This window comes from Colwellia sp. MEBiC06753 (genome assembly GCF_053470325.1).
The window spans coordinates 32,869-49,887 of record NZ_JBQMTM010000006.1; the positions used below are offsets into that span (position 1 = coordinate 32,869).

The window sequence follows — 17,019 nt, forward strand, 5'->3', positions numbered from 1 at the left end:
CCTTAAATCATTTAGCCCTGAAGGTATTTATCCTTGGAGGTATTGATACAAAGCTTTTAATACCGCCATTTTATTTTGGTTATCTTCATGCTCGTGTACCAAGTTTTCCAAGCGCATCATATATTCTTCAGCCGACAATACGCCTTTTCCACCAAATTGAATTTTATCGCGGCAATATTGTTGCCAGCTGGCTTTTTCAGTTGCTGACAAAGTATAGGGATAATTACGGGCACGATAACGAAATAACAAAGTAGGTAAGCGCGGATCTTGGAAATTAAACTGATGCACAGCCAGTTGCTCTGGCGGCAAACTGTGCAAAATAGCCATTTGTGCTTTATCGTTTTCCGAAAAGAACTCGCCGCCATAAAGTGCGTGCTCAGCGTCAACTTGCTCGTCATCGTTAAAATCTGGCGCAAACACTTCATTTAATTTATCGATAATTTCTCGGTGGTTTTTAAGCTTGGCTAAATTTTCTAAACAAGTTTCACGAGGAATCGCTAACCGCGCGGCATTTTCAGGTAATAAGGTTTTGGCAGGCGCGACTACCGGGCATTTATTAATATGAATTAGTTTGATCGGAATCGGTAATTCATCCTCAGCTAAATCTTGGTAACGGGTATAAAGGCGCTGTTTAATTTGCTCGGCACTTAACTCAAATAACGGGCTAGGATCACGTGCTAAATCAACGGCAATAACTGCATTTTTATTAGTGGGATGATAGGCAATTGGGCTAAACCAACTGGTGCAGCCGTGCTCAGCGGAAATTTTGCTTGAGGTATGAACAATTGGTGTCATGTTATAGACATCAATTAATTCGGCAACACTTCGTTTATTACGTAAGTTAAATAAGAAGTTGTAAAGTTTAGGTTGTTTATCTTTGATTAGTTTTGCCATGGCAATGGTGGCGTAAACATCGCTCATTGCATCATGGGCTGCTTCATGACTAATGCCATTTTCTTTGGTAAGCAGCTCTAATCGAAAGCTAACCCGTTGTTCTCCGGTGTCATCATTGGTCACTTGTGGCCAATTAATACCTTCTGGTCGAAGCGCATAACAAGCGCGCACCATATCAATAATATCCCAGCGGCTATTACCGTTTTGCCATTCTCTGGCGTACGGGTCGTAAAAGTTGCGATAGAACAGATAACGAGAAACTTCATCATCAAACCGAATATTATTGTAGCCAGCAACACAGGTTTGTGGCTGAGAAAATAGTGTATGAATGCGCTGGGCAAATTCAGCTTCTGGCAACCCTTCGGTTAAGGCTTTTTGGGGAGTAATGCCGGTGACTAATGCTGCTTCTGGATTGGGTAAATAGTCGGCAGGCGGCTGACAATAAAAAACCTCTGGTTCACCAATAATGTTTAAATCGAGATCAGTGCGAATGGCAGCAAATTGCGACGGTTTGTCATATTTGGGGGAAACTCCCCAAGTCTCATAATCGTGCCATAGGATTGTGGGTCGTTTATCCGTGTTGCTTTGTATGACCATATGTGATGTTAATTTGTTGATTTTTATGATGTTTGTAATGTATGCATCAAAGCAGGTTATGACTTTGTGTTTTGCAAAATTACTTTGTCTGATAGCTAGAAGTTGTACCTTAAAGTGCAACTAAACTTATCAGAAAATTGCACTTTATTGTGTGCGGCGCAATTTGCTTTGAATAATAACAGCTTTGTTTAGATGAAAGCTAATGGCATTTAAAGTATCACGACTAAAATCACTTCAAGGCGAACGTTGTGAAAAACATTAGAGAAAGAAGATATTGATAACTTGTCAATTGTCGTAAGTGAAAAAGGAAAGATAATTATCATTTTAAAGTTAAGCTGCAACGCATGTACTTTGGTGAATTTCTGATTTAATTTATGGCTAATGATAGATTAAAAGTACGCCAGCTGAATTTATTAGCTCATCAAAGAATAAAGCCACTTATGCATGTTTAATGATCTTTGTAGGTAAGCGATATTGATACCTTGATAGCAAATCATTTAGACCTTTACCTGCTTCTTATATCTGAGGTAAACGAACAATTATCTGAGGTAAACGAACAATTTAGTGTCAATGTCTTTTACACTTTCTATTTTTACTATTCTATTGTTGTTTTAAATTGTTGATATTTATGCTTTTATACTTAATGGTGTATATTTTGCTGCTTTTGTAGTCTGTATAGATTTCGCATTCGGAATCAGTTTGGTTTAAAACAGGGAGAGGAACTAATGAATTTAAAAATATGGGTACTCGGCTTAGCTATAATATTGACTTCACTGAAAGCATCCGCAGTTCTAATAACAGTTGATGACGTAGATTATAATGTAGATTGGAAGGTCGGTTTTTTTGTGGATATTGATGCCGAGGTAGGGCTTCAAAACCAGTTGTGGTGGGGCAATGCTAGTTTAGCGGAAGAATTCGCAGTCGCTTTAGGGTTTGTTGATGATGGAGACTTCTTGGCACAGTTTGGCCCAATGTTTGCATATGACCTCTATAACGATAATGGTGGTAGCTATACAGTAGAAATTCAGTACACTAGTCCGTATTACGCCCTAAGACAAGAAGAATACCAGTTTGCTTTTGCTTTTATCCAGGAAAATGTGCCAAGTGTTCCAGCCCCAGCCCCAGCTATATTGATACTTCTTGGTTTAGCAACTTTGATTGTCTCTCGAATAAAGTCAAAATAATAAATGCTGGTTATCCCTAACTTCGAAAAAACGCACTCTTTAGAGTGCGTTTTTTATGAAGTGTTCCTAAAAATAATAAATCAAAAATTTAGAGTCTTTAAAATGAGTTTATAAAACAGTTTTTGTTTTGATTGAAAGCGCCAAATTAATATATAAAGCAAAAGTTTTTGATAAGGCGCTACTCAACATATGATTTAATCACCGACCATTTCGTTGTAACATACCCAAAGACGAACAAGATTAATTTTCGCTGAATTCACGATGTGACTTCTAGTGATAGATACTTGAGGAAAATCACTAAAAATAACTTGGCTTTTGGTGAAGTTGAATTATTATATCGGCGCTTGATATTTGGGCAAAATTAAAGCATTAGATTGCATTTAACGCCTAACTTCAGCTTATTCATTATTGGTTAGTGTAAAGAACCAGTGTTAGCGCACAGACACTATCTTAGTTAGGTACTAATATGTCTGCTTTAGCACTCACTGATTACATTAATGGTGGCAACACCACCGATGACACACTTTTCGGCTTAATTGCTGATGATATTTCACGCCAAGGCTATAGCATTCAGCCAACGGCACTGCCTGAAACCATAGCAAATGCCTTGTTTGAACATCAACAAAGCCTTAACCAAAATAAATATGTTGAGGCAGGAATTGGCCGCGGTGATGACTATTTAAAGAATGAATTTGTCCGTACTGACGAAATTTGTTGGATTAATGGTGACTCAGAAGCCGGTCAGCAATGGCTGAGTTGGACAAGTCAGTTACAACACTTTTTAAATCGTCGACTTTTTCTAGGGCTATTTTCATTTGAAAGTCATTTTGCTCATTATGCACCTGGCGACTATTACAAGCGCCATGTTGATGCCTTTAAAGGAGAAGCTAACCGAGTACTTTCTGTAGTTACTTACCTAAATCCTGGTTGGAATAATACTGATGGCGGCGAATTGGTTTTATATGAGCATGAACAAGATTTAACTGGGATCAAGGTTGCTCCTTTGTTCGGTACAATTGTAGTGTTTTTAAGTGAAGAATTTCCCCACGAGGTACTACCAGCGCTAAATGATCGCTATTCTGTTGCAGGCTGGTTTAGAGTTAACACCTCAGTTTTAGGTAAAATTGATCCGCCACGCTAGCTCACTTTCTGTTAGTTGTTTGGTCACTTGCGTTTCGTTTTAGACCTTGGCACTTATTAGCTTATGAGTGCCTTTGATATATTCACTTAGCTTGAACACAGTTTGAATTTTGCATTTGCTTAATTCTTGTTCGGGCTAGGGCTTAGCCTTTCTTAAATATCATTCTATTTAACTCAATTAATCAATTTGTCCTAGCCCGTTATTCAAAAAAACTTAATATGGTTATCAATTTAATCTCTTTTACAAAATTCTATATCTGACCAATACTTACAGTCGAATCAACAGCATGAAACAATATATGAAATAGCGATATATTTAGCTTATGTTCACCGATAGGAGGTTAACAGATGTCAGATAAGAAATGTCCAGTAATGCATGGCGGAGCAACCGAAAGCAGTGCTTCAGTGATGGAGTGGTGGCCGAAGGCGCTTAACCTAGACATACTTCACCAACACGATAGTAAAACCAATCCAATGGGGGCTGAATTTAATTATCGAGAAGCAGTAAAGTCTCTTGATGTTGCCGCACTTAAACAAGATCTTACTCAATTAATGACCGAAAGTCAGTCGTGGTGGCCTGCGGACTGGGGTCACTATGGTGGCTTGATGATCCGTATGACCTGGCACGCTGCTGGTAGTTATCGTGTCGCCGATGGTCGCGGCGGTGCAGGTACCGGTAATCAACGTTTTGCACCATTAAATTCTTGGCCAGACAATGCCAACTTAGATAAAGCGCGACGTTTACTTTGGCCAATTAAAAAGAAGTATGGTAACAAATTAAGCTGGGCAGACTTAATCGCCTATGCTGGCACCATCGCCTATGAGTCAATGGGATTAAAAACGTTTGGTTTTGGCTTTGGCCGAGAAGATATTTGGCACCCGGAAAAAGATACTTATTGGGGCGCAGAGAAAGAGTGGTTAGCACCAAGTGGTGGTGAGGGCAGTCGTTATTCTGGTGAGCGTGATTTAGAAAACCCGCTTGCGGCCGTAATGATGGGCTTAATTTACGTGAACCCAGAAGGGGTTGATGGCAACCCAGATCCATTAAAAACCGCTAAAGATATACGTGTAACGTTCGAGCGTATGGCTATGAACGATGAAGAAACGGTGGCATTAACCGCTGGCGGTCATACCGTGGGTAAATGTCATGGTAATGGTGATGCTTCATTACTTGGGCCAGATCCTGAAGGTGCTGACCTAGATGAGCAAGGCCTTGGCTGGAATAACCATACCAATCGAGGCATAGGTCGAGACACCGTTACCAGCGGTATCGAAGGCGCTTGGACGACTAATCCAACTCAGTGGGATAACGGTTATTTTGATATGTTACTTAACCATGAGTGGGAGTTAACGAAAAGCCCAGCAGGTGCTTGGCAATGGAAACCTGTAGCCATTGATGAAGACAAAAAGCCGTTAGATGTTGAGGACAGCAGCAAACGCTATAACCCGATTATGACCGATGCCGATATGGCAATGAAAATGGATCCGGAATATCGGAAAATTTCTGAGCGCTTTTATCAAGACCCCGCATATTTTTCTGAAGTGTTTGCCCGCGCTTGGTTTAAATTAACTCACCGCGATATGGGGCCTAAAGTTAGGTATATTGGTCCTGATGTGCCTAGTGAAGATTTGATTTGGCAAGATCCCGTGCCTGCCGGTAACAGCCAATATGATGTTAACGCCGTTAAACAAGATATCGCTGCGACAGGTCTTTCAGTGGGGGAAATGGTAACCACAGCATGGGATAGCGCCAGAACATTTCGTGGTTCAGATAAACGTGGCGGTGCTAATGGCGCACGTATTCGCTTATCGCCACAAGTAAGTTGGGAAGGTAATGAGCCTGAGCGTTTATCTAAAGTATTAACTGCATTAGCGCCAATAGCGACCAAGCATAATGTGAGTTTAGCTGATGTTATTGTTTTAGCAGGTAATTTAGGCATTGAGCAAGCAGCAAAAGCCGCTGGGATTGACGTGGTAGTGCCTTTTTCAGCTGGCCGTGGCGATGCAACACAGGAGATGACTGATGTTGAATCATTTGAAGTACTTGAGCCACTGCATGACGGTTTTCGTAATTGGCTAAAACAAGACTTCACAGTAAATGCCGAAGAGTTATTACTTGATCAAAGTCAGTTAATTGGCTTAACCGCCCATGAAATGACCGTGCTTGTCGGTGGAATGCGGGTAATTGGTGCGAATTTTGGCGATAGCGATATTGGTGTGTTTACTGAACGTAAAGGTGCATTAACTAATGACTTTTTCGTTAACTTAACCGACATGCACTATAGCTGGAAACCGGTAGGTGAAAACTTATATGAAATTCGCGACCGCCAAACCGATACCGTAAAGTGGCAAGCAAGTCGCGTTGATTTAGTTTTCGGTTCAAATTCTATCTTACGTGCTTATGCTGAAGTTTATGCGCAAGATGACAATCAAACAAAGTTTGTTCATGACTTTGTTAGCGCTTGGACAAAAGTGATGAATGCCGACCGCTTTGATTTGAACTAAACTACTGTTAATAAAACTGCCAACGCCCAATTATCATCTATTTATGGTAATCGGGCGTTTTGTTTTACTTCACTATTAAATAGCACTTAATATCTACATTTAAGCTAAAATAGCACTGCCTTTTTAACCAGAAAGTTAATATAAGTTAAGATTAGATAATGAATTATTTGCGAATAATTTTTTTGCTGTGTTTTGTCGGAGTTGTTCACGCGAAAACAGAAGTTCCTTTATATACGTATTTTGACAAACCACCATTTATCATAAGTAAATCACAACAAGCAGGCCTTAGTTTTGAGCTTGCTGACAAGTTAAATAGATTTTCTGAGTCTTATCAGTACAAAATCGTTTATCTGCCAAAACAAAGAGCGTTAGCAGGTCTTGAATCCCCAGCTGCTTTATTGTGGGTGAATCCGACATGGGTTAACGATACAAACAAAACAAAGTATTGGTGGTCCAGTGAGTTAATACATGATCGAGAGCTATATATAAGTAATGATCTCGAGTTGGAATATAGCGACGATAGCTCTTTATTTGGCAAAACCTTGGTTGGTGCCAGAGGCTATATTTACTTCAATTTACAGCAGTACATTAAAAATGGCACTATTAAGCATATAGATGTTAATAGCGAGTCTTTAATACCACAAATGCTCATGAAAGGGCGGGGAGACTTCGGTGTGATAGGCTTTCAAACATATTTTTATTTAGTAAAAACTCACCCAGAATATATCGTAAACTTAAAAATTTTAAACAATTACGTAAAAATGTTTGAACGTAGTATTGTTGTTTCTCGCGCCGATACTGGTGTACAAAAAGATATTGAAGCTTTCCTAAATTCCAAACACTGGACTGACTTAGCTAATAAATGGCTAACACCTCAGATTTAATGTGAAGCACTTGTCGAATACTTTTTCGAATGCTTTTTCGAATGCTTTTTCGAATGCTTTTTCGAATGCTTTAGTAGTGAAGATAAGTAGTGAAGATAAGTAGTGAAGATAAGTAGTGAAGATAAGTTGGAAAGCTCAATTACTTTTATTGAATATGAATTGGAAGTAGGTGTCGGACTTATTTTAGCAGCCAAGCTTTGGCTTCATTAACATCAATAAAATTCTGAATAGGAATGGTGTGTTTTTCTGCGCACATTTCAACAATGTCTTGTCGGAAATCTTGCAGCGGGATCATTCGAGCGACTTTAAAGCCCTGAGTAATTTTACCGACTCGTTTGACCAATTCTAAGATTGTTACCGTCTCAAAATCCATTGAGGTTTGTCGAAAGTCTACTAACAGCAATCGAGTATCCTGTTGGTTAGCAAACTCCGTTAACTCAGTGTATAGGCGAATAATATCATCAGGATAAGTATCACCAATGACCACTGCTAGTGCGATTGCATCGTTTTTGAGTAACTTAAATTTAAATTTGGCGTTTTTATGGGGCTTAGACATTATCCATGAACCTTAGAATTCGATGCCAGCATTAGTGGAGTTTTTATAATAAAATTAACGTACTACTTTATTCTATATTAGTAATTTGTATATTAGTAAAAAGTACTTAAAAAACAAATTCTCAACAGACCCTAGTTAAGTTGATTTAGGACTAAGCATTCGTTATCGGTTACGTGGCATTAAAATGACTTATCTTAGGCGCGGTATATTTCTAATGCTTGGTTTTGGGCAAAGTACCATATTTGTTTAAATTGGATGTGTTCGCGGGTTGTTAGCATCGATTTTAGTTTTTTTACCACCACCTTATTTGGTAACGCTATGCCTAAATCATCATAAAGCAGCAAATAGATCGGCTCGTTAACTTGATAATTTTTATCTAGTTTAGTTTTGAGCATGGCTCTGGTATCGCCTTCTTGCCATGTCGCTTTGGCATGATCTTTAGTAGAAAAATATTGTTGGGCAAAGGCTTTCGGGTAATTTCGTGCTAACTCAAAATACACGTGTTGATGATTAAAGGTGCAACTTAAGTCAGGTTTAGGTGGCAAGCACTTTTTAATATGGCTTACTTGAGTATTTGGCAGGCAGGCGCAAAATTGCTTAAAAATAGCAATTTCATGTTGGCCTTTTTCTCGTTCAGAGTTCATCTGATTGGCCTACAGGTAACAAAAGTAAAATAGCTAATCAATTTTCTGCCAAACTTCATATTCCACTCGTTTTCCGTCTTGCCAGCGACTATTGTACCAGCGATCATCAATAAATTCGGCGGTAAAGCGAAAGCTTGTTCCTTCTTGCTCGTTAAATGAATTTAATTTCAAGGTTTCTACATACTGATTATTATGTAATTGATAAGTACCGGTACCTGATGCCCAAAACTTGTCACCTTTCATTGAAGTAAAACTAAAATGGCTGGTAGAAAATACTTTAATCGATTGTAACTGTTGCTGTTGATAATTGATGACTTGACCGCGATGATCAATATATTCACCAGATAACAGCTTCCAGCTGCCAACTAGCTTTTGCTGTTCGGTGTTGGCTAGTGAACTTGCGCTGACTATAAAGAGTAATAAGCCTAATAATTTACCTTTCAATTTATCATGTCCTTTTTCTTTTCCTTTTTAAGGCGTCACATTTAGTCTCAATAACTACAGAGTCATGCTTTCGCTAGTTTTATCTTAAAACCTACAGCCTAGTGTGTTGAATTGTAGGGATTAAAATCAAGTAAAATTAGAAATTTAATTTTATTTTTAAACTTTTTACAAACTTGTTGCGACTTATTGTTTGATTGTTGAAAAATATTTCGGGAAAGATTGTGAAAATAGCAGATACCAGTGGTCAAGATGTGGTGATCAGCCCATCGACTAAAAAGAAAACATGGATAGTTAGTGCCGTAGTTGGTGCAAGCTTAATAACATTAATTGGTTTAGCCACTCCGGCAATTTCGAGTTGGTCATCCAGTGATACCACCATTTCACGAGATCGCATTCGTTTAGCAACGGTTACTCGCGGTGATTTAGTTAGAGACTTATCGGTTCAAGGCCGAGTAGTTGCAGCGGTAAGTCCAAGGCTATATGCCACAGGTCAGGGCACTATCACCTTTGAAGTGGATGCTGGCGACAAAGTGGTTAAAGATCAAGTATTAGCGGTGATTGAAAGCCCTGAGCTAACGAATCAATTAGAACAAGAACAAGCCTCACTACAAAAGCAAACCTTAGACTTAGAACGTCAAAAAATTCAGGCGAGAAAAGCTGCGTTAGAAAATCAAAAAGCGGTTGATTTAGCCAAAGTCACGTTAGTGGCGGCTGATCGTGAAAAGCGTCGAGCTGACAAAGCCTACAAATTTAATTCCATCAGCCAAATAGATTTTGAAAAAGCGCAAGACGATTTACAAAACGCACAGTTGGTGTTTAAACATGCCGAGCAGGATGCAGCGCTTAATCAGGAAAGTTTGGCGTTTGAAATTAAAACCGTTCAGTTATTGGTTGATCGCCAAGCATTATTGGTTGATGAACTGCAACGTAAAGTCGATGAACTAACCTTACGCTCACCGGTAAACGGTATTGTTGGTAACCTCGCCGTTAAGCAAAAAAATCAGGTTAGTCGTAATCAGCCAATTTTAAGTGTGGTTGATTTATCCGAATTTGAACTGGAAGTGGATATTCCAGAGAGCTATGCCGACGACATGGCAATTGGTATGGGTGCTGAAGTATCGATTAATGGCGAAACGTATGCTGCAAACCTAGTGACTATCTCACCCGAAATTGAGAACAATCAAGTGACTGGGCGTGTACGTTTTGCCGCTTCTTCAGGCGCTGGTCAGCCAGACGGTTTAAGACAAAACCAACGATTAACGACCCGTATTTTGATGGAAAACAAACCAGGCGTGTTAATGGTGCGTCGTGGTCAATTTTTAGAAAGCTCTAGTGGCCGTTTTGCTTACAAAGTCAATGGCGATATTGCCCAGAAAGTAACCATAGAAACTGGCGCAAGAAGTTTATCAAACGTCGAAATAAACCAAGGACTAGCCGAGGGCGATGTGATTATCGTCTCCAGCACAGATCAATTTAATTCCGCAGATAAGGTACTGATTTCACAGTAGTAAGCCTGTCGACAATACAAGAAAGTTGCATACACAATAAAATTAAAGAGAGCACCACTATGTTAGTAATGAGCAATATTAAAAAAGTGTTTCGTACCGATTTAGTCGAAACCCATGCATTAAGAGATTTTAATTTACACGTAAATGAAGGGGAGTTTGTTGCAGTTACCGGGCCTTCTGGCTCCGGAAAAACTACCTTCCTTAATGTTGCCGGCATGTTAGAAACTTTTAATGAAGGCACTTACCAGCTTGATGGTGAAGATGTTAGCAACCTAAACGACAACCAACGCAGTAAGTTACGTAATGAAAAAATAGGCTTTATTTTTCAAAGCTATAACCTGATCCCTGATCTTAATTTATTCGACAATGTTGATGTGCCGCTACGCTATCGCGGTTTTGATGCTAAAACCCGCAAAGCACGTATCGAAGAAAGTTTAGAAATTGTTGGTTTAGCAAATCGTATGCAGCATTTACCGTCGCAACTTTCTGGTGGTCAACAGCAGCGCGTTGCTATTGCTCGTGCACTGGCGGGTAAACCTAGGTTTTTATTAGCGGATGAACCAACCGGAAACTTAGACTCATCAATGGCGCAAAGCGTGATGGACTTACTAAAAGAAATTAACCGTTCAGGCACCACCATAGTGATGGTGACCCACGATCCGCAATTAGCCAAACAAGCAACGCGCAATATCTTTGTTAAAGACGGCCAAGCTAGTGATGTTGACGACGTTGTTGCTATGCATGTAGCCAACGGCTAGGAGGCGCTATGTTTGCTTACTATTTAAAGCTCGCGTTTAAGAGCATCAGAAAAAATCCGCTGCTAAGTACGCTAATGGTGTTCGCTATTGCATTGGGTATAGGCGCAAGTATGACCACGATCACGGTAAATTACTTAATGTCAGCTAATCCTATTCCGGATAAAAGTGAACAATTGTTTTATGTGCAAGTTGACAGTTGGGATCCGCACAATGCCTTTGATGATGACTCAAACGATCCGCCTAACCAGTTGACTTGGACCGATGCCACCAACTTATTTGCCGCGCAAAAAGCGACCAAACAAGTAGCGATGGCAAAATCTGGTGGCATTATTGAACCAGCAAATCAAGATGTTAATCCGTTTGAAGCGGCTATTCGCTTAACAACCGCCGATTTCTTCTCAATGTTTAATACGCCTTTTTTATACGGTGGTCAGTGGGATCTGTCGGTTGATCAAAACCTAGAGCAGGTAGTAGTACTGACCAAAGCGCTAAATGAAAAAGTGTTTGGTGGTGAAAATAGTGTTGGCAGAAATATGGTAATTGCAGGTCAACATTTTAAAGTTGTCGGCGTGCTAGATACCTGGCAACCAGTACCTAAATTTTACGATGTTAATAATGGCGCCTTTGATGAAGTGGAAGAGTTGTTTATGCCATTTCACTTGAAAGAAACGTTAGAGTTGCCAAACTGGGGAAATACCAATTGTTGGAAAAGCCCTGAAGGTGAAGGCTTTAAAGCGTTTTTACGCTCAGAATGTATTAACTATCAAATGTGGGTACAGTTAGACTCGCCAAGTGAAAAAGCCTATTACCTAGATTTTCTAAACAACTATGTTAGTGAGCAAAAAGCGCTAGGTCGCTTTCCTCGTCCAATGAATAATCGTTTATCAGACGTCATGGAGTGGATGGAAAATCAACAAGTGGTGCAAGATGACGCCAAAATGATGATGTGGATGTCATTTATGTTCTTAATCGTTTGCTTACTTAATACCATAGGTTTGCTGCTTGCTAAGTTCCTCGGTAAATCCTCAGAAATTGGCTTACGTCGAGCAATAGGTGCGTCAAAGGGTGATATTTTCACTCAATACATGATTGAAGCAGCATGCATAGGTTTACTTGGCGGTTTAGTGGGCTTAGCGCTAGCGAAACTTGGGCTTATTGGCATTGAAAGCCTGTACGGTGAATTTGTTAAAAACTTAATAGCACTCGATTGGGTGATGGCACTAACCGGTTTAGTTATCGCCTTGGCATCTAGTATGTTAGCCGGCCTTTACCCAACATGGCGCGCATGCAATATTGCGCCAGCTAGCCAACTGAAAAGCCAATAAGGAGCAACAAATGTTAGAATTAGGACCTATTTTTCGCGCCTTATTGCGCAACAAGATTGGCGCATTATTAATTGCCATTCAAATCGCATTTACCATGGCAATTATTGTAAATTCAGTGTTTATCATTTATGAGCGCAGTCAGGAAACTAAGCGCCCAAGTGGTGTAGATGAAGCCAATTCATTTTATATCAACAGTAGTGGTTTTGGCGCTAATTTCGCGGCAAAAGCAACCATTGAAACTGACTTAGCTGCAATTCGAGCCTTGCCTGGGGTGGTTGATGCCATTCAAATTAACGCCATACCTATTAGTGGTGGTGGCTGGTCAATGGGCTTGCAAACTAAGCCAGGAGCAGAGCATGATGGCGCAGGCGTTGCCGTTTATATGGTGGATGAACATGGTTTAAATGCGCTTGATGTGCAACTAATTGCTGGTGAAAACTTTACTAAAACCGACATTCGCTGGCGTGCTAATGCCCAAAGCGACTGGCCGGATAATATTATTGTCAGCAAAGCGATGGCCGAGCGACTATTCCCTGAGCTAGATTATGCGCAAACCGTCGGTAAAACCGTCTATATAAATGATAACGAGCCGATGATTATTAAAGGGATTATTGATCAGCTGCAAGCGCCTTGGGTGGGGTGGGATAACCTCGAAAGCTCGATGTTATCACCAGAATATTTAGAAAGAAGTTCTGCGCGCTATTTTATTCGTACCGAGCCAGGTCGACGCGACGACATAATGAAAACAGTCGAAGAATTATTGGCACAGAATAAACAAAGGGTAGTTGATGGTATGCGCAGCCTAGAGTACGTTCGCGAGCGTAGCTATCGCAACCACACCGCCATGATTAAAATCTTAACAACGGTAATTATTACGCTAACTATCGTCACCAGTTTAGGTATTGTTGGTCTTGCTAGCTTTAGCGTAAATCGCCGTAAGAAGCAGATTGGTATTCGCCGAGCACTAGGCGCACGCAAAGCCGATATTCTGCGCTATTTTATGGTGGAAAATTTCCTTATTAGCGGCGTAGGAGTGATACTCGGTGCGATCTTAACCATAGCGTTAAATATGCTATTAGTTAAGGCATTATCACTGACACCTATGGATTGGTATTACGTACCAGCTGGCATGTTAGTGCTGTGCTTGGTAGGACAATTTGCGGTATTTGGTCCAGCGAAAAAAGCCACCGCGATAGCACCAGCTACCGCTACCAGAACGGTGTAATTACCCTATACCAATTTTATTAAATATTTAGCCAGTTCAGAGCTACGTCAGGGAAGTTCTAACAAAGCAAATTGATGCCGGTGTAGTCATTCTCCATCAAGGCAATTTGTAAAGTTATCACTTTCCTGACGAGCTCCCAAGGGCGAGTTTAAACGACTTATATGCTGCGTTACTGATTTTGATAAGGGAATAACCATTAACTGTAATCAAAGCCACGCCTACATGGATGTAGGTGCTTAGGTTTTGCAGGAGCATAAAACCTGTGCCTATAAGCCGTTTAATTCTCGCTGAATGATCAAATATTTAATTCAATTGGTATTTCATGTGAAGAACTATCTCAAGTTAACGAAAAAGGAGCGATTACGCTCCTTTTTTATGTCAAATTCTTAATAAAAACCGATGTTACTTATCTAGCTTTTGGCGCTCAGCTTCAACCGCTAAATAATAATCTTTTAGGGTTAACTCAGATGCTGCCGCTTCATCCATCACCACTGTGGCATTTTGGTGTAGTTGCAATGCTGATGCTGGGCACATGGCACTAAGTGCGCCTTCAACGGTGGCCTTTATTGCAGCTGACTTGTTTTCACCGGTAGCTAAAAGCAACACATGTTTACTGTCTAAAATGGTGCCGATACCCATAGTGATAGATAAGTGCGGCTGTTCTTCATCTTCAGTGAAGAAGCGGGCATTATCCGCAATAGTTTTTGGATCTAACGTTTTAATACGAGTACGTGACGAAAGGCTTGATGTTGGCTCGTTAAAACCAATATGGCCGTTACTGCCAATACCGAGTAATTGTAAATCGATACCGCCAGCGGCTTGAATCGCTTGTTCATATTGCTGACAAAATAGCGCTGGATCTTTTGCTAAACCATCTGGCAGCTGAGTGTTAGCACCGTTGATATCGATATGATCAAACAGTTGTTGCTGCATAAAATAGCGATAACTTTGCGGATGATCACCTGCTAACCCTAAATATTCGTCTAGGTTAAAGCTTTTGGCTGATGAAAATGAAAGTTTGCCCGCCTGATAACGTTTAATAAGCTCTTGGTAAAGGTTTACCGGTGTACCACCTGTTGCTAAACCTAATACCGAATCAGGCTTTTGTGCTAATTGTTGGCTAAATTGATTGGCACAAAATTGAACAGCGTCTTGTGCGTTAGGTTTAATGACAACTCTCATAAGCTTCCCCTTAATAATCTAAGCAAACTTTACTGCATTTTAAGCCAGATGACAACGCTGTCATTTAGCTTTTGTTTAAAAATACCATAGTGCTGTGGCAATTTGATGATTTTAGTTGAAGCTTTTAGGTCGGGCTTTTAGTTATGGGTTTTTAGTTAGGTGAGTAGGAAGGTTGTTCGTGAAGGTATTAGCCTAGCTATTAGCTTAAGCGCTTAGAACGAATAACCTAAAGACCTAGACTGGCTTATAAAATATAAATTTGGCAAGTGAATGTATTTGCTTACTTGCTTATTCATATAAAGTTTATTGGCAGCTAGTACGGAAAATACAAAACATTTGTTTGATCATTTTTATATGGTCATCAACCATATTGGAAAATGCTAGGCTGATTGGTGCCGCCTCTAAAAGCTGGGCAAATTCGTCGATAGTTATGCCTAAATTTTCCAAGGAAATAGTACCCAATACGATTTCTTTCTGTAACCTCGTTTTTATTGCTGATTGCACCTTTTTTTGCTCTGTTTGAATAATGTCTTCACAACAGCTTTGTCCAACGTGCTTTAGCTCGCTTCGAATAAGTTGATTAGGAATGCCGTCAAATAGGTCTGCGCAACGACTTAAAATTAATGATTCTGTTTCCAGCCAAAAAGCTTTTTCAGATGCAGCATACGCCGCTAACGATGATTTATATTGTTGAAAGTGATGGCTAACAACGGCACGAAAGATAGCTTCTTTTGAGTTGAAGTTTTTATATATAGTGGCGCGAGATATTCCAGCATAACGACTGATTAAAGAAACATTGGCGGCACTAAATCCGTGCTGAAAAAAACATTCTTTTGCCGCTGTTATGATTTTAATTGCCGTGGTCTGCAAAATTTATCTCCGATAGAAACCGCAACTGTTAGGCCATTTTAATCTTTACTATGCAAATAAACAACAGGTTTACAGATTGTGTAAAAGTGTAAACCTGTGCTAGGATCCTGTTACATTGCGTTAAGTCCGTTAGATTAAATTTAATGCAATGGTTTACTGAATATTCGGTTTAGAAAATGAGCGAAAAACAGCCTTGTTTATAAAAAACCACTTATTATCGACGCTATTTAAAGGGGATTGTCGGTGTTGCGACTTATTTTTCGTGTTTCAGCTATCAGTGTAATGGTGTTTTTACAAGCTTGCTCAGAGCAGGCGGATGTTGTTGAGGAAGTAAAACCATTAGTGGTGCAATTAACTCAAGTTAAGCAAACAAATTTTAACCAGTCTTATGAATTTCCAGCGACAGTTTCTGCGGTCAAAGATATTGATTTAAAGTTTGAAGTATCTGGTCGCTTGATTGAAGAAAACTTAATTGAAGGAAGTCTTGTCGAGCAAGGGCAAGTATTAGCGAAAATAGATCCCGCACCATTTCAACGAAAAGTAGAAGAAAATGCGACTCGCCATCAAGATGCAGTACGTAACCTTAAGCGTATTGAAGAGATGTTTAGTAAAAACGTGGCGTCACAACGGGAGTTAGATGATGCTAAGTCACTGTATACTATTACTAAAATTGCCCTCGAAAATGCTAAACAAGATCTAAGTTATTGTACTATTCGCGCGCCGTTTGACGCGGTCGTTGGCGCACGGTTTATAGAAAATAATAGCTATATTCGCGCTGGCGATACCGTCGCTAATTTGCAGGACAGATCCCAACTGTATTTTAGCTTCCAAGTGCCTGAGCGCATTATGACCGCCAATGCTGGTAATCGTGACGTTAAGGCAACCGCACATATCATTGGTCATCCTGATCTTGTGTTTGATATTACTTATGTTGAACACGAAACTACGCCAGATCCAATTAGCCAAACCTATGGTTTAACCTTTGCCATTGACGGTGAAGTCACTAATTTATTTTATCCTGGCTCACGAGCCACAGTAAAAATTGAAGACCGTAAGCGCACGCAACAAGCCTTGATAATTCCATTAAATGCACTGGTTGGTGATATTGCCAGCGGCTTTTATGTGTGGCGCTTTAATCCAGAGACAAATGCCGTTGAAAAAGCCAAGGTAACGGTGGCGGATATTACTAAAAAATATGTAGCGATTTCATCTGGGTTAGTTTCAGGAGATAAAGTGGTGTCAGCTGCAGTTAACCAAATGCGTGATAACTTAAAAGTTAAAGAATATCAGGCGGACTTTTAGG

The 17,019-nt window shown here is 40.0% G+C and carries 15 protein-coding genes; 9 read left to right on the top strand and 6 right to left on the bottom strand.

Translation table 11 applies throughout. The features are described 5' to 3' along the window. Positions 1-27: 27 nt before the first annotated feature. The gene (sbcB, locus tag ACOB82_RS06485) at positions 28-1,491 is read right to left on the bottom strand and encodes an exodeoxyribonuclease I (RefSeq protein WP_448212139.1); all 1,464 of its coding nucleotides are present in this window, start codon (positions 1,489-1,491) and stop codon (positions 28-30) included. A gap of 725 nt (positions 1,492-2,216) precedes the next feature. On the opposite strand from sbcB, the gene ACOB82_RS06490 reads away from it, so the two are divergent. The 4 genes from ACOB82_RS06490 (at position 2,217) to ACOB82_RS06505 (ending at position 7,204) form a co-directional block, all read left to right on the top strand. Next, complete coding sequence (locus ACOB82_RS06490) at positions 2,217-2,675, top strand: hypothetical protein (RefSeq protein ID WP_448212140.1); 459 nt, start codon at positions 2,217-2,219, stop codon at positions 2,673-2,675. A 466-nt stretch (positions 2,676-3,141) separates the two neighbouring features. Continuing rightward, the gene (locus tag ACOB82_RS06495) at positions 3,142-3,816 is read left to right on the top strand and encodes a 2OG-Fe(II) oxygenase (protein WP_448212142.1); all 675 of its coding nucleotides are present in this window, start codon (positions 3,142-3,144) and stop codon (positions 3,814-3,816) included. A 347-nt stretch (positions 3,817-4,163) separates the two neighbouring features. Continuing rightward, positions 4,164-6,320, top strand: a complete 2,157-nt coding sequence (gene katG / locus ACOB82_RS06500) for a catalase/peroxidase HPI (RefSeq protein ID WP_448212143.1) — start codon at positions 4,164-4,166, stop codon at positions 6,318-6,320. Between the two features lie 158 nt (positions 6,321-6,478). Continuing rightward, positions 6,479-7,204: a substrate-binding periplasmic protein gene (locus ACOB82_RS06505; protein WP_448212144.1), complete on the top strand. Its 726-nt coding sequence runs from the start codon at positions 6,479-6,481 to the stop codon at positions 7,202-7,204. A gap of 178 nt (positions 7,205-7,382) precedes the next feature. Here the strand turns inward: ACOB82_RS06505 and ACOB82_RS06510 are convergent, their stop codons facing one another. The 3 genes from ACOB82_RS06510 to ACOB82_RS06520 form a co-directional block, all read right to left on the bottom strand. Further along, positions 7,383-7,760 carry a hypothetical protein gene (locus tag ACOB82_RS06510; protein WP_448212145.1) on the bottom strand — a complete coding sequence of 126 codons (378 nt, stop codon included), beginning with the start codon at positions 7,758-7,760 and terminating at the stop codon, positions 7,383-7,385. A gap of 194 nt (positions 7,761-7,954) precedes the next feature. Then, positions 7,955-8,404, bottom strand: coding sequence for a hypothetical protein (locus tag ACOB82_RS06515; protein ID WP_448212147.1), 450 nt, complete (start codon positions 8,402-8,404; stop codon positions 7,955-7,957). Positions 8,405-8,437: 33 nt separating this feature from the next. Then, positions 8,438-8,848 (bottom strand): hypothetical protein, encoded by a 411-nt coding sequence (locus ACOB82_RS06520; protein WP_448212149.1) that lies wholly within the window; start codon positions 8,846-8,848, stop codon positions 8,438-8,440. A 221-nt stretch (positions 8,849-9,069) separates the two neighbouring features. Here ACOB82_RS06520 and ACOB82_RS06525 point away from each other — a divergent pair, with 221 nt between their 5' ends. The 4 genes from ACOB82_RS06525 to ACOB82_RS06540 are packed head-to-tail and all read left to right on the top strand — an operon-like array spanning position 9,070 to position 13,664. Then, positions 9,070-10,356: an efflux RND transporter periplasmic adaptor subunit gene (locus ACOB82_RS06525; RefSeq protein WP_448212151.1), complete on the top strand. Its 1,287-nt coding sequence runs from the start codon at positions 9,070-9,072 to the stop codon at positions 10,354-10,356. A gap of 59 nt (positions 10,357-10,415) precedes the next feature. Then, positions 10,416-11,114, top strand: a complete 699-nt coding sequence (locus ACOB82_RS06530; RefSeq protein ID WP_448212152.1) for an ABC transporter ATP-binding protein — start codon at positions 10,416-10,418, stop codon at positions 11,112-11,114. 8 nt (positions 11,115-11,122) lie between these two features. Continuing rightward, positions 11,123-12,439, top strand: coding sequence for an ABC transporter permease (locus ACOB82_RS06535; RefSeq protein WP_448212154.1), 1,317 nt, complete (start codon positions 11,123-11,125; stop codon positions 12,437-12,439). A 10-nt stretch (positions 12,440-12,449) separates the two neighbouring features. Then, positions 12,450-13,664: an ABC transporter permease gene (locus ACOB82_RS06540; RefSeq protein ID WP_448212156.1), complete on the top strand. Its 1,215-nt coding sequence runs from the start codon at positions 12,450-12,452 to the stop codon at positions 13,662-13,664. 402 nt (positions 13,665-14,066) lie between these two features. Here ACOB82_RS06540 and nagB read toward each other — a convergent pair whose 3' ends face one another. Together nagB and ACOB82_RS06550 are read right to left on the bottom strand one after the other, a co-directional pair. After that, positions 14,067-14,846, bottom strand: coding sequence for a glucosamine-6-phosphate deaminase (nagB, locus tag ACOB82_RS06545; RefSeq protein WP_448212158.1), 780 nt, complete (start codon positions 14,844-14,846; stop codon positions 14,067-14,069). 303 nt (positions 14,847-15,149) lie between these two features. Continuing rightward, on the bottom strand, positions 15,150-15,716 hold the full coding sequence (locus tag ACOB82_RS06550) for a TetR/AcrR family transcriptional regulator (RefSeq protein ID WP_448212160.1): 567 nt from the start codon (positions 15,714-15,716) through the stop codon (positions 15,150-15,152). A gap of 243 nt (positions 15,717-15,959) precedes the next feature. Between ACOB82_RS06550 and ACOB82_RS06555 the strand changes: the two genes are divergently transcribed. After that, positions 15,960-17,018, top strand: a complete 1,059-nt coding sequence (locus ACOB82_RS06555) for an efflux RND transporter periplasmic adaptor subunit (protein ID WP_448212162.1) — start codon at positions 15,960-15,962, stop codon at positions 17,016-17,018. The last annotated feature ends 1 nt before the right edge of the window (position 17,019 follow it).

Bases quoted from the DNA above. Each gene is read 5' to 3' on its own strand.
- sbcB (WP_448212139.1), bottom strand. From the start codon at position 1,491: ATGGTCATACAAAGCAACACGGATAAACGACCCACAATCCTATGGCAC.
- ACOB82_RS06490 (WP_448212140.1), top strand. From the start codon at position 2,217: ATGAATTTAAAAATATGGGTACTCGGCTTAGCTATAATATTGACTTCA.
- ACOB82_RS06495 (WP_448212142.1), top strand. From the start codon at position 3,142: ATGTCTGCTTTAGCACTCACTGATTACATTAATGGTGGCAACACCACC.
- katG (WP_448212143.1), top strand. From the start codon at position 4,164: ATGTCAGATAAGAAATGTCCAGTAATGCATGGCGGAGCAACCGAAAGC.
- ACOB82_RS06505 (WP_448212144.1), top strand. From the start codon at position 6,479: ATGAATTATTTGCGAATAATTTTTTTGCTGTGTTTTGTCGGAGTTGTT.
- ACOB82_RS06510 (WP_448212145.1), bottom strand. From the start codon at position 7,760: ATGTCTAAGCCCCATAAAAACGCCAAATTTAAATTTAAGTTACTCAAA.
- ACOB82_RS06515 (WP_448212147.1), bottom strand. From the start codon at position 8,404: ATGAACTCTGAACGAGAAAAAGGCCAACATGAAATTGCTATTTTTAAG.
- ACOB82_RS06530 (WP_448212152.1), top strand. From the start codon at position 10,416: ATGTTAGTAATGAGCAATATTAAAAAAGTGTTTCGTACCGATTTAGTC.
- ACOB82_RS06535 (WP_448212154.1), top strand. From the start codon at position 11,123: ATGTTTGCTTACTATTTAAAGCTCGCGTTTAAGAGCATCAGAAAAAAT.
- ACOB82_RS06540 (WP_448212156.1), top strand. From the start codon at position 12,450: ATGTTAGAATTAGGACCTATTTTTCGCGCCTTATTGCGCAACAAGATT.
- nagB (WP_448212158.1), bottom strand. From the start codon at position 14,846: ATGAGAGTTGTCATTAAACCTAACGCACAAGACGCTGTTCAATTTTGT.